The following is a 12,647-nucleotide window of genomic DNA, read 5'->3' as shown; positions in this document are numbered from 1 at the left end:
CACCTTCGGTCAAGGCGACATAGCGCCCGTTTCTTGGCACGCAGCCGATGAGCACTGCAATGAATGATCCGCGACCAATCGCGGACCAGACACCTCCCAGGCACCAAACCCTGCCGCGCCCGGCAATGTGCCGGCATTGCGGTCTGCTCCAAACGATTCCGGCACTCGATGATTCTTCCTCGGCATCTTGCCCCAGGTGCCACACCATGCTGCGCCGAACCCATCCCGATTCCCTCAATCGTGCTCTGGCAATGACTATGGCGGCCCTCTCCCTCTTTGGGGTTGCCTGCCTGATGCCCTTGATGAGTGTCAGCACAGCGGGGATTAGCCTGAGTGCCGATCTTTTCACTGGTCCTGAGCGCCTGCAGCAGCGAGGCATTTGGGAACTCGCGCTCATCGTCTTGTTCACAACCGTCGCGGCGCCGTTCCTCAAACTGCTCGGCATGGCCTATGTTCTTATCGGACTGAAAATGTCGCGGCCGCCCCGCCATCTGCGCCGCGTTTTCGGCTGGATCGAACGGCTGCGCGCCTGGTCGATGGTCGAGGTCTATCTCCTCGGTGTTTTCGTCGCCTACGTGAAACTGGTGGATATCGTCCATATCGACATAGGTCTGGCGCTGTATGCGCTTGGCCTGCTGATCCTGACGACCGTGGCAGCCGACGCGGTGCTCGACCGCCAGGCAGTCTGGGAAGAGATGGAACGCCGCGGCCTGTCAGATGAATCCAGAGGAACGAACGCGACGGTCATGCTTTTCGAGGGCCGGCACCCGGCTAGTTGCGAGACCTGCGGGAAGGTCGGCTTCCTCGGCGTCGGTTCCCGGCCTTCCTGTTCAAGATGCGGATCGCGGCTACATCATCGCAAACCCAATCACATGGCGCGGTGCTGGGCGCTCGTGATAGCCGCGATCGTTCTCTATGTCCCCGCGAACGTCTATCCGGTTCTGACCGTCGTGCATCTGGGCAGCGGCGCACCCAGCACGATCCTCGGCGGCGTAGAGGAATTGCTCGACGCCGGCATGTATCCGCTTGCCGCTCTGGTCTTTTTCGCCAGCATCCTCGTGCCCGTGCTCAAGCTCGGGGGCCTGATCATTCTGATGATCTCCACGCAATTCGCCTGGGCCGGGCGCCTGCTCGACCGCACGCGCCTTTACCGTATCGTCAGCGTGATCGGCCGCTGGTCGATGATCGACATCTTCATGGAATCGATCCTGGTGGCGCTGGTCCAATTCGGTGCAATAGCCACCATCGAGCCAGGCTTCGGCGCGATCTCCTTTTGCGGCGTCGTGATTCTCACGATCTTCGCGGCCGAGGCCTTTGATCCCCGGTCGATGTGGGATGCGGCCGCATCTTCCAGGACGACATCATGAGCGATTATCCTCTTCCCACAGCCGCGGTAGAGCCCCGGCGCGGCAGGCGCAGATTTTCCCTGATCTGGATCATCCCCATTGTCACGCTGCTGATCGGGCTCTGGCTGGTATGGGATACTTTGTCGAAGCGCGGTCCGACTCTGACCATCACCTTTGATTCCGCTGAGGGACTTCTCGCGGGTCAGTCCCACATCAAACACAAAGAAGTTGATCTGGGCACTGTGACCGCGGTGCGACTGACCAAGGACATGGATCACGTCGCCGTCACGGTGCAGTTGACGCGTGAAGCAACCCCGCTGATCACGAACCAGACGCGGTTCTGGGTAGTGCGGCCGAGGTTTTTCGCAGGCAGCATTTCCGGCCTGAGCACGCTTCTCTCCGGTTCCTATATCGATTTATTGCCGTCCAAAACCGGCACGAAGAGCCAAACTCATTTCACGGGGCTGGAAACTCCGCCAGTTCTGCAGACCGATGTTCCTGGCCGAACCTTCATGCTGAAGGCCGACCGCGTGGGTTCCGTGACACTCGGTTCGCCGGTCTTTTATCGCGACTTGCAGGTCGGCCAAATCCTCGGCTGGGATATCGGCGACATGGCGCGCAGCGTCACGATCCATGCCTTCGTGCGTGCGCCCTTTGACAGCTACGTGCATGACGAATCGCGCTTCTGGAATGCCTCTGGCCTCTCGGTCAAACTCGGCGCCGAGGGCGTGCGCATTCAGGTGCAGTCGATCGACGCACTGCTCCTCGGCGGCATAGCCTTCGATACGCCCGCGTCGGCGGACGATGCTCCGCCCAGCCCCGACTTGCGGAACTTCCCGCTCTACACGGATGAGGACGCGGCCGACCAAGCCGCGTTCCGTCGCAGGGTTCCCTTCGCCGCCTACTTCAGTGGATCAGTCGCTGGACTGGCGCCGGGTTCGCCTGTCAGCTTCCAGGGAATAAAGGTCGGCCAGGTCACCAACGTCGACATCATGTACGATCCGAAAACCGACTCAATCCTGACACCCGTCCATTTCGAGATCGAACCAGAGCGGATCAAAAACATTCAGATCGCGGCAAATCGCGGCCCGTTGGAGAACACGCGTCTTCTGGTGCAGCATGGCTTGCGGGCGCAGATCCAAAGCGCAAACCTCATCACCGGACAGATGCAGGTGGCTCTTACCATCATGCCCAATGCCAAGCCTGCCGAGCTGTCGCTCGAGGGGAACACCATAGTGATCCCCACCGTGCCAGGCACATTCGCCGGCCTTACCGACACAGCGACGGCGCTGATGGCAAAAGTGGGCGCTCTTCCTTTCGATCAAATCGGAAACAGCCTATCGGGCACATTCCAGGGCCTAGACAAGCTTGCCAATGGCCCGCAAGCCAAGCAGGCCATCACCTCACTCTCGGTCACCCTGCAATCCGCGCAGGAATTGGTAAAACACATGGATGCCGGCATGGGCCCAACGATGAAGAAATTGCCGGCATTGACGGCTGGTCTGGAAGCGGCGCTCACTCATCTAAGCCAGGTGCTTGCCTCGGCGAATACAGGCTATGGCGACAATTCGCATTTCAGCCGGCAGCTTGACCGTTTGATGACGCAGCTCAATGGCATGGCACAATCCTTCCGCGCTCTGTCGGATCTGCTGACACGTCACCCCGAAGCACTGATACGCGGCCGCACGGGAGGAGTACAATGACCGTCATCACGCGCCGGACCACCGTTTCGGGACTGCTTGCCATCGCGCTGCTACCTGCGGCCTGCGCATCGCCTAGCCCGGTTCTTTACACGCTCGACCAGGTACCCGGCGTCACGCGCCCGCACGGTCCGCATGTCGTCATGCTGCGTGATATCGGTCTTGCGCCCTATCTCGATCGCCAGCAGATCGTCCGCTCGTCGAGCAACTACAGAATCGACGTCGAGGCCAATAACTGGTGGGGTGAATCATTCGGCGCGATGATGATTCGCGTGCTCACGGCCGAAATCGATCAGCGCCTTCCTGGAACCTCGGTGTACAGCGAAAGCGGCGCGATTTCCCCGCTACCGGACGCCACGGTAGAAATCAACATCCAACGCTTCGACACGGATTCGGACGGCAAGGTTCGCCTCACGGCTCAGCTTGCTGTCACCTTCGCCAATGTCGATCGCGCGAGCGTTTCCAGAAGCCTGCAGCTTGTCGCTGTTCCGCCGAAGCCGGATCTCACAGGACAGGTCGCCGCGATGAGCATTGCGGTTGGGCAACTTTCCGACGCCGTCGCAGCCGCGCTTACCTCGCGGCACCGATAGGCAGCCGACAGGATCAACCCGCCGCTGCGTGTTGCGAAAGCGCGCGCCAGACAATATCGGCGGCAAGTGGCGTCCGGCGGAACCGCACGTCGGTCGCGTCCGCGACCGCATTCGCCAGCGCCGCCGCCACCGGGTTGAACGGACTTTCGCTCATCGACTTGGCCCCCGCAGGCCCTATGAGATCGTAGGTATCGGCGAACAGGACGTCGGTCGGCGGCAGATCGGCCATTGTCGGGATATGGTAGGAACGGAATGCCGCGTTCGAGACGGCCCCTGACGCGTCAATCCGCAATTCTTCGAAAAGCGCGGCTCCCAAGGCCTGCGCCACGCCACCCTCCACCTGGCCGCGACACTGCATGGGATTGATGACCCTGCCGGCATCCGCGGCATGCACGCTCTTCAGAATACGGATCCGCCCCGTCGGATGGTGTACGGCCACGCGGAACCCTTGCACATTAAAGGCGATAGATCGCCGCGACCCGTCGCTCGCTCCTTCCGCCGCCAATCCGGCAAATTCACCCAACGACACCTCTTGACTTGCAATTTCAACGTGATCGGCATGAAGCACGGAGCTACCTTCCTCTCGCCCGTGCATCGATGCCGCCCGCTTTCGGATCAGAGCCGCCAATGCCTCCGCCGCGCGCTGCGTCGCGAGCCCGGCCACCACCGTGCCCGTGCTGCCGAATGCGCCGGAATCATAACCGCCCAGTGCCGTGTCCGATTGCGCGAGCCGTATCCGTGACGGCAGCGAGCCAAGCGCCTCCGCCGCGATTTGGAGATGCACCGTCGAACTCCCGCTACCGAAATCCGCTGTCCCCACGGTCAGTTCGTAGTGCCCATCGGCCGCGATCTGAATCCTGGACGTCGCGAAATGCCCGCGTGGCGGAATCGTATCGATCATCGCCATCGCCATCCCGCTACCGACACTCCAATCCGTGCTCTCGGCTTGCTCGGTGCAGGCGGAGAGCCGGTCGCGCACCAGATCGAGACATTGGTCGAGGCCGTAGCTGCCATATTCGACGTCCTCCGGCGATCCGCCGAATGATACCATCTGGTCGCCTGGTTTTATCCTGTTGCGATGCCGCAGATCGAAAGGGTCGATGCCCAGTTTGACCGCAAGCTCATCCATCGCACTCTCGATCGCGAAAATGGTCTGGCTCAAGCCGTAGCCGCGAAACGCGCCAGAAGGTGGCGTATTGGTATAGACCACGCGTCCGGTGACGCGCTTATTCGGGCAGCGGTAGATTGCCACCGACTCACCACAGCCGTGAAACAACACGCCGATGGCGTGATTGCCGTAAGCACCGGTATCCGACAGCACATCCAACTCCAACGCCGTGAGCGTCCCGTCCCGTCGCGCTCCAAGCCGCACGCTAACCGTCATCGGGTGCCGGCATGTCGTGGCGGCGAACTGTTCCGCCCGAGTAAGCTCCAACTGCACCGGCCGCCCCACCCGCAGCGTCGCGAGTGCCAGAATATCCTCGATCAGCATCTCCTGCTTGCCGCCGAAACCGCCACCTACCTGCTCGCAAAGCACACGGATAGTTTTGCGTGGTCGCTTAAGCAAATCGGCAAGCGCGGTCTGAACCAGATAGGGCACCTGCGTGCTCGTCCGCATGACCAAGATGCCATCCGCATCGACAAAGGCGATCGCGGCATTAGTTTCCATCGCCGCGTGCTGAACGCGCTGAGAGTGATATTCAGCCGAATGTACCACGTCGGCTGCCGCCAGGCCCGCGGCCAGATCGCCTACGCCTCCCGCTAGCTCCGCGACGAGGTTATGGGCGGCATCACGAATACGCCGCTCACGCATCACCTCAGGAGGACCGTCATGAACCGCCGGCGCGCCCGGTGTCAGCGCGGATTGCGGCGTCAGAACAGCGGGGAGCACCTCGTAGGTCACATGCAACTGTGCGCAGCCGGCTTCGGCCGCGGCCACGGTCTCCGCCACTACGGCCGCGACCCGTTGCCCGACAAAACGCATGACGCTGTCCAGCACGACAGAGTCATCCGGATCGTCACGCCAATCCTGATGACGCGCCGTCGAGAAATGATGTTGTGGTGAATCCTCGTGGGTCAGTACGCATAGTACACCTGGAACAGCCAAGGCTGCTGTGGTGTCGATCGCGACCAAGCGCGCATGGGCGTGTGGCGAACGCAGCAGCTTAAGATGTGTAAGACCGGGCACCGCAACATCCAAAGTGTAGCGCGCCGTCCCCGTCACCACTGCGACCCCGCTCGGCGCACCCAAATCTCTGCCGGTGACCGTCGCCACCGCGTGTTCGGTCATCACGTTCGTGACGCCCGCAACCGCGTCCGAGATTGCCCGATAGCCGGTGCAGCGACAAAGATTGCCCTTCATCGCTTCCGGAAGAGACGCGAGCTGGCCTTGATCGAGCGCCGAGACCGTTACGATCATTCCCGCTGTGCAAAAGCCGCACTGATATCCTTGAGCGTCGAGGAAAGCCTTCTGCGTCGGATGGAGCGCCGCCGGATTGCCCAATCCAGCAACGGTCGTGACAACCCGTCCTTCCGCGCGAAACGCCGGCATCAGGCAGGAATGCACCGGTACACCGTCAAGCAAGACACTGCACGCACCGCAGTCGCCAGCGTCGCATCCCCGCTTCACACCGAATCTTCCCATATCGCGAAGCAGGGTGCGCAGGCACTGCCCCGGTTGCGGCGTGGCCTCTCGATCCTCGCCGTCGATGACGAGCCTCAAGGTGCCGACAACTCCAGCCTGATCTCCTGCGCGAGAAGATGCGTAAGGTTTCGGCGCCAGTCGGGGGCGCCATGGATATCGTCGTACCAGGCTGGCACCTCGACATCGATTCGTGCTTCTAGCTCAGCTGACTCTGGAAATCCGTCGAAAACGATCCGCACCGGGTGCGGCGTCGCCGCCGTAATCGTGAGCGTGAAACCAACGCCGTCGCGGCTTCCGATCAGTAGCGCCGCCGACCGGCCATAAGTCGTGAGCGACCCCTGCCGGAATGCTGTCCGCCGCCGGAAGGCGGCTGCTGGCAGAAGGATCTCACGCAGCAGTTCGCCAGGCCTCAATGCGGTTTGTCCCGGGCCCGCCACGAACTCGACGGCATCCAGCAGCCTATCCCCGCCGTCGGTGCTCCAGATCACGCATGTCCCGTCGAGCGCCGTCGCAAGCGCCACCATGGGTCCAGCGGCGAGACCGAGGCAAAGATTGCCACCCACCGTCGCCACCCCTCGAATCTTAAAGGAGCCGAGCAACGCGTGGCAGCAGGAGGTAATCAGCTCCGCCGCAATCCAATCGACCGGCGCCTCGAAGGCCTCCAATTCGGCGAACGTGCAAGTAGCCGCGACATGCAGCGCTGTCTCCGTCCGCCGCAAACTTTCCCAGCGAAGTGCCGAAAGATCGACCAGGCGCCGCAAGGCAGGCTGTGGCTCGGAGAAAAGCCAGGTTCCGCCGGCAAGAAAACTGTCGCCGCTCGCTGACGGGGGGAGTTCCGATCGCATGCGAGGACGCAGAACCGCCTCGACGGTGTTCAGATCCATCGCCGTCTCACAATAGTCGCATCGAATCGACGTCGAAGAGGCCGAGGTCAGTGATCTTGAGATGCGGAATGACCGGCAGCGCCAAAAAAGCCACCTGCAGAAATGGTTCGGCCAAAGTCACGCCGAGTTCCCTCGCCGCCGCCCGCAGCGCCTCGAGCATCACGCAAACCTCCTCGAACGGGCGATCGCTCATGAGGCCGGCAACCGGTAGAGCAATCTCGGCCAGGATCGTCCCATCCAGCACCACCACAAAACCACCGCCGAGCACGCCAAGCCGGTTCGCCGCCAGCGCCATGTCCGCATCATCCGAACCGACGACGCAGATATTGTGACTGTCGTGCCCCACAGAGGAGGCGATGGCGCCACGGGCCATGCCAAAGCCCCGGACAAAGCCACGTCCAATATTGTCGTTCTTGCCATGCCGCGCGATGACCGCAACCTTGGCCACATCCTGCGCCGCATCGGCGCGCAACTCGCCATCCTCTTTCGGCAGCGCCACAGCCAGGCGCGCGGTGATGATCTTGCCTGGAATCACGCCGATCACCGGCACCGTTTCGCCCGCCGCCCAGCCCTTGGCCAAGACACGCAGGTCAGCCGCCGTGACGGGCGCCGCCTTCATGCTGTCAAGACCAACCGGTTCGATCGTCGCTCGTTGCGCGAACAGGGCATCATCTACGGGACAGCCTGCCGCGATCACCAAAGAGACGGAACACGCCGCCAAATCGTCGAGCAGCACGATATCCGCACGCTTGCCGGGAGCGATCATCCCGCGATCCCCGAGGCCAAAGGCCTGTGCGGCCGTCAATGACGCCGAACGATAGGCCGCAAGGGGCGGAACGCCTTGCGCTATGGCGCTACTGATCAGGAAATCGATATGACCTTCGTGCTGAATTTCCAGCGGATTCCGGTCATCCGTGCAGAAAGCCAGAAAGGGCGAGGTTGCGATGGTCAGCAACGGGGCCAGCGCCGCGAGATCCTTGCAGATGGAGCCCTCTCGTATCAGCACCGTCATGCCCTTGCGGATTTTCTCCAGGGCCTCCTCAGCGGTGGTCGCCTCATGATCCGTGCGAACGCCGGCAGCGATATACCCGTTGAGCAGCAGCCCCCGCAGAAGGGGTGCATGGCCGTCGATATGCCGCTCCGAGAAGGCCGCGAGTTTGGCCAGGCAGCCGGGATCACCCGCGAGCACCCCCGGATAGTTCATAAACTCCGCGAGGCCGATGACCTTGGGGTGAGACGCATAGCGCAGGAGATCGGTAGCCGTCAGCCGAGCCCCGGCTGTCTCGAATTCTGTGGCTGGCACGCAGCTCGAGAGGTTCACGCGAATATCCATTGCGGTGCGCGCCACCGCGGCCAAGGCATAGTCGAGCGCCGCCTCCCCCAGGACATTGGCAATTTCATGCGGGTCCCAGATTGCGGTTGTCACACCATGCGGCAGCACGCAGCGGTCGAACTCCGCTGGGGTCACCAGGGATGACTCAATATGCAGATGCGTATCGATAAAGCCGGGAACCGCGATCCGCCCGCACCCTTCGATCACGCGCCGGGCCTCGTAAGCCCCGTAGGTGCCGACGATGGTGTCGCCCGCGATCGCGATATCTGTCTCGATGAGATCGCCCGTGACGAGATCAAATAGTCGCACGTCGCGGATCACGAGGTCGGCCAGGACCTGACCCGTGCCCTGCGCGATCCGCCGTGAAATTGTGTCTGCGTCGATCACGAGACTCCTGGGCATCGGTATGCTGGCAGTCTAGCCACTTTCTCGCCGCTGCGCGCTATCGGATCCCTCAGCCTGCCGCCAAGGCAACGCCTGCCGCATCATCGCGAGACAGGCCCATCGCCGGGTTGGGGCCCTCGCCGCCAAGCTGTCTCTCGATCTCGGCGCGTAGTGTCGCGAGACGCTCATAGTAGCGCGCGTAAAACGCCGCGAAAGATGCGCGGTCGGAGACATCCACCTTGTTTTCCCAGAACCCGACGGGACGCCGCGACACCGCCAGATGAGCGTAGAGGGCCGCGAAATAATGCAGGTTCGCGGTCGCATCCATGTATCGCGGCTCGGAGAAGATTTGGTCGAACCAGCCAGGGTAGGCTCCCAATCCCGGCGTGTCGTAGAAGATCAGGTCGAGCTTCGTGCCGAACACGTCGTTCGGTGCATGGGGCGGATAGGCGCTCGCGAGCGCCCCTGGCTCGGAGGGGAGACGGCCGAATTCGAGCAATTGTCGCCGTGCTGGCAGGTCATCGTAAAGCGCCAGGAGGTCGTCCATCCTGGTATCATTGGTCCGGCGCATGACATTGACGAAATCGTTCTTCGGCACTGGGAAGTCGAAGAGAGCGAACGGGATGAAACCGTTGGTCGGCCAAGGACTCATCACGTCGCAAGCCGCCAAAGCGTTGTGTGGCAAATGAACGCAGTTATCCTCGATGATCGAACTCGTGAAGTGTCGCGGTCCGGTCTTATACATGGCGTTCTTGGCGTTCAGGAACGCCACCATCCGAACCATTTGGGGGCGCGAAACAGGCACCCGGGCGCAGTAGAGGCCGCGCCCCATGGTGAGCCCGTAATCCGTGCCGACCGACAGACCGTAGCGGAAATCCTCGTCCGACATTCCTGCCGGCTTGTCGTTGAACAATTCAGGCCGAAACACGAGGCCGTCCAGAATGCCCATGCTTTCCGCGGTGTGCTGCACCTGGCGAAAAACCCCCGCGGTGAGCCGCTCGCCTTTCGCGAGCCCGCCATTATAGAAAAAATCGCGATCGGAGGTGACCGTCCAGTTCGCGTTGCTGAAGTTACCATCCATGCTGACGCCGGCGCCTTGCCCCGCGCCTGCCGGGAAATCATCGCACATCCGCAAGGTGGGGTAGCCCGCACTGGCGTCCCGGCAGGCGCCTTCCAGATAGAATGCAGCGTGACCGCCAGGCCCCCCGCTGACATCCGGAGGGTATCCCGGCTTCATTTTCATGCCCGAACCGGCGCAATATTCTAGGAAATAGGTATCTTGGGCGCCCGCCGATTGTTGGGTCGCGTTCGGCGTGTAGTTGAAATCAGATGCCCCGCAGGCAGCCAGAGCGACGAGCGTACCCGTCATAACCGCCCAACGACAAAACCCAAGCCACCATCTCACCTCCTGCCGCACTCCCTCGAGCTGAGCTATCGTCGTGGCAGACGCGACCACTTCGTCAACGTCTGTCCGAGTCGCACAACGCGAGATTATGCCCGATCGACGAGAATATCGCCAATCTTCGTGCAGGCCCCTACCGCTCCTACGTCGGAGAGGGCTGGGACCCGGCAGAGGCTCCAGCCCTCGAGCGACAAGCCCGCTCTACTCGTCGCCGACTGAGTCCTCGGTGGCGCCATTGCCGTTAGTGGCACCGCGCCGGCCGCGCTTGGCAGGGGTCGAGGAGGGCTTCCGGCCGCGTTTCGCGGGCTTCGTCGGCGCGGCGCCTTTCTTCAACTGCGCCACCTGGTCTTCGAGTTCAGCGATCCGCGCGGCGGCTGCGGGATGGCCCGACCGGCCGGCCTCTTTATTCTTTTCGCGCAGCTTTATATTTGCGCGCTTCAGTTTCTCGACCTGGGCGCGCAATTCATCCTTGCTGAATTTCGCGACAGGAGGAGCAACTGCGGTCGCGCGTTTGGGAGCGGCCGCCTTTTTCGCGCCGCGGGTCGCCGGGCCCTTAGCGCTGGTTTTAGTTCCGCTGCCGGGCGGCCGACCTCGCTTGCGTCCCGTTGGCGTTGTGGTCTTTGTTGCTTTGGCAAGTCGCGCCATAATCTTTAATTCCCATCATTAAAAAAAAGAAAGTTTTCGGCGCCGAGGGTTCCGAATTGATTTCCTAACAGCGCTTTCGAATTTGCGATAGCTTTCTTCACTCAAACGCCCAAGGTTAAACGATCCTTAGCAGCTGCAGGCACTTGAGCGTCGATCGAAAACTCTAATTCTTCTTTACGCGAAGAAGCAACGAACATTGCGAGTACTAAGCTCCGATCCCGACGAAAACTTCCGACGAACCCTCCCGCGGCAATCGGGGCCCGGCGGGTTCTGGGCGGCTGGGAATTTTTCGGCTAGAGAATGTCGCGATTATGTGAGGTTAGGAATCCGCCCGGACGAGGCGAGAAAGCTTCGCCCATATGATCGCCGCAATAATGCGATGGTACATAAGGACATGGCGTCATGATCTATGAGTTGCGCATCTATCACTGCGTTCCAGGTCGTCTGCCGGCGGTGATGAAACGCTTCGAGACAATTACCCTGAAGATTTGGGAGCGCCATGGAATCCGGCAAGCCGGCTTCTGGACGACTTTGGTAGGATCCTCAAATCAGTCGCTGACCTATCTGCTGGCATGGGAGAGCATGGCGGAGCGGGAAACGAAATGGACGGCGTTCCAGAGCGACGCGGATTGGATCGCCAAGCGCGCGGAGACGGAGAAGGACGGCGCGCTCGTCAGCAATATCGTGAACGAATTCCTCGCGCCGACCAGCTTTTCGTCCGTGAAATAGCCGAACTCCTAAAGCCGGGGCGGCCTCTCGCCGGTGCCATGCCGCTAACAGCAGGGCACCGGTCGAGCCGCCTGATGGCCAGAGGCGTTGAAAACGGCTTTTGGCCGGTCAGCACAAACCTCAGCCGCGAACTTCTGCGATCGCCTGGCGTGACCCCGCCCCAATGAAAACGCTGTCGCTTCCGATCGTGACGAGCTTGAAACCCATGCCGATCGCCCGTTTCGCATAAGCGGCCGTGCCGCAGTGAACTCCGGCGGCCAGGCCGCGCTTCGCGGTTTCACGCACCACTTTTTCGTAGATATCGAGGATCTGCTTTTCCTCGCGGTCCAGCACCGGCACAAGGCCAAGCGAGAAGCCGAGGTCGGACGGACCGATATAGACGGCATCCACGCCCTCGACGTCCAGGATCGCTTCCAGATTGGAAACCGCCTCGCCGGTCTCGATCATCGGGATGCGCAAGGTCTCGACATTCGCGGTCTTCTGGTAGCCCGTCGTAACGCCGTAAATCCCGGCGCGGATCGGACCGTTGGAGCGCGTTCCGGCGGGCGGATAGAGGGCAGCCGCGACGAAGGCCCGCGCCTGTTCGGCCGTATTGACCATCGGACAAATCACGCCGTAGGCGCCGGCATCGAGCACCTTGCCGATGATGCCGGGCTCGTTCCAGGGCAGTCGGACCATGGGCATTACCGGATGCACCTGGATGGCCTGGAAGCAGGTGACCATGGAAAGGTAATCCTGCACGCCGTGTTGCAGGTCCACGGTCACGCTGTCCCAGCCGCATTGCGCCAGCACCTCGGCCGAGAAGCCATTTGGGATGGCAAGCCAGCCATTGATGGCCGCGCCACCGCTGGCCCAGATCTGCTTCAGCTTGTTTGGCATGACAGCGATCGCCTCGAAATTGCCGGACCGACCTTAGTGACGATTGCGCGAAAGGCGAGCCGTCAAGATCGCTCTCCGACGCGAATTGGGGAGTTGTGAGGTCGATGCGAT

Annotated in this window: 10 protein-coding genes; 4 read left to right on the top strand and 6 right to left on the bottom strand. The window is 61.8% G+C overall.

Annotated elements, in window-relative coordinates; all coding sequences use genetic code 11:
* The first annotated feature begins 47 nt into the window (after positions 1-47).
* The 3 genes from GSQ92_RS18155 to GSQ92_RS18145 are packed head-to-tail and all read left to right on the top strand — an operon-like array spanning position 48 to position 3,636.
* The gene (locus GSQ92_RS18155; RefSeq protein WP_216856869.1) at positions 48-1,367 is read left to right on the top strand and encodes a paraquat-inducible protein A; all 1,320 of its coding nucleotides are present in this window, start codon (positions 48-50) and stop codon (positions 1,365-1,367) included.
* Positions 1,364-3,049, top strand: a complete 1,686-nt coding sequence (locus GSQ92_RS18150) for an intermembrane transport protein PqiB (RefSeq protein ID WP_158803642.1) — start codon at positions 1,364-1,366, stop codon at positions 3,047-3,049. Before GSQ92_RS18155 ends, GSQ92_RS18150 begins: the two co-directional genes overlap by 4 nt.
* Positions 3,046-3,636: a membrane integrity-associated transporter subunit PqiC gene (locus GSQ92_RS18145; RefSeq protein WP_159013815.1), complete on the top strand. Its 591-nt coding sequence runs from the start codon at positions 3,046-3,048 to the stop codon at positions 3,634-3,636. Before GSQ92_RS18150 ends, GSQ92_RS18145 begins: the two co-directional genes overlap by 4 nt.
* A gap of 13 nt (positions 3,637-3,649) precedes the next feature.
* On the opposite strand, the gene GSQ92_RS18140 is transcribed toward GSQ92_RS18145, so the two are convergent.
* The 5 genes from GSQ92_RS18140 to GSQ92_RS18120 form a co-directional block, all read right to left on the bottom strand.
* On the bottom strand, positions 3,650-6,358 hold the full coding sequence (locus GSQ92_RS18140) for a molybdopterin-dependent oxidoreductase (protein WP_159013814.1): 2,709 nt from the start codon (positions 6,356-6,358) through the stop codon (positions 3,650-3,652).
* On the bottom strand, positions 6,355-7,164 hold the full coding sequence (locus GSQ92_RS18135) for a xanthine dehydrogenase family protein subunit M (protein ID WP_158803639.1): 810 nt from the start codon (positions 7,162-7,164) through the stop codon (positions 6,355-6,357). Before GSQ92_RS18135 ends, GSQ92_RS18140 begins: the two co-directional genes overlap by 4 nt.
* 7 nt (positions 7,165-7,171) lie before the next feature.
* Positions 7,172-8,881, bottom strand: a complete 1,710-nt coding sequence (gene ade / locus GSQ92_RS18130; RefSeq protein WP_371418027.1) for an adenine deaminase — start codon at positions 8,879-8,881, stop codon at positions 7,172-7,174.
* A 70-nt stretch (positions 8,882-8,951) separates the two neighbouring features.
* On the bottom strand, positions 8,952-10,250 hold the full coding sequence (locus tag GSQ92_RS18125) for a hypothetical protein (RefSeq protein WP_158803637.1): 1,299 nt from the start codon (positions 10,248-10,250) through the stop codon (positions 8,952-8,954).
* Between the two features lie 234 nt (positions 10,251-10,484).
* Positions 10,485-10,745, bottom strand: coding sequence for a hypothetical protein (locus GSQ92_RS18120; protein ID WP_158803636.1), 261 nt, complete (start codon positions 10,743-10,745; stop codon positions 10,485-10,487).
* A gap of 585 nt (positions 10,746-11,330) precedes the next feature.
* Between GSQ92_RS18120 and GSQ92_RS18115 the strand changes: the two genes are divergently transcribed.
* The gene (locus tag GSQ92_RS18115) at positions 11,331-11,657 is read left to right on the top strand and encodes an NIPSNAP family protein (RefSeq protein WP_158803635.1); all 327 of its coding nucleotides are present in this window, start codon (positions 11,331-11,333) and stop codon (positions 11,655-11,657) included.
* A 120-nt stretch (positions 11,658-11,777) separates the two neighbouring features.
* Here GSQ92_RS18115 and GSQ92_RS18110 read toward each other — a convergent pair whose 3' ends face one another.
* Entirely contained in the window at positions 11,778-12,536 is a 759-nt protein-coding gene (locus GSQ92_RS18110; protein WP_159013813.1) for an HpcH/HpaI aldolase/citrate lyase family protein, read from the bottom strand.
* Between the last annotated feature and the right edge of the window lie 111 nt (positions 12,537-12,647).

This window comes from Acidisoma sp. S159, from assembly GCF_009766125.1.
GTDB lineage: Bacteria > Pseudomonadota > Alphaproteobacteria > Acetobacterales > Acetobacteraceae > Acidisoma.
Note: the sequence above shows the minus strand (reverse complement) of the source record. Positions and strands in the feature narration are given on the sequence as shown.